At 63.6% G+C, this 253-nt stretch carries 1 protein-coding gene; it reads right to left on the reverse strand.

Translation table 11 applies throughout. From position 1 onward, the window contains the following. Positions 1-106 precede the first annotated feature (106 nt). Positions 107-253 (reverse strand): hypothetical protein (locus ACLFKU_RS44855; RefSeq protein ID WP_410853533.1); only part of this gene is annotated, 147 nt, incomplete at its 5' end.

Below are 253 nucleotides of genomic sequence, written 5' to 3' on the forward strand. Positions count from 1 at the left end.
CTGGCTCCTTATGCCGAAAGCCAACTGGCTCCTATATGCCGGAAACGAAGTGGCTCCTTTATGCCGAAAACGTCCCGGCTCCTTTATGCCGGAAGCCCGGTGGCCCCTATATGGCGGAAGATGACACACACGTGGGGCAGAGCGGATCGGGCTCGAGAACGATCTCCTCGCGCGGCAGGTGCGGCGGGAGCGGCCCTCGCGAAGGCGATTTGCTGGCCGGCGCATTCGGTGTCCTGTCCCGCTGGTTACGCGC

It is taken from the genome of Paraburkholderia sp. EG304 (genome assembly GCF_046543485.1).
In the GTDB taxonomy this organism is placed as follows: Bacteria; Pseudomonadota; Gammaproteobacteria; order Burkholderiales; family Burkholderiaceae; genus Paraburkholderia; species Paraburkholderia youngii.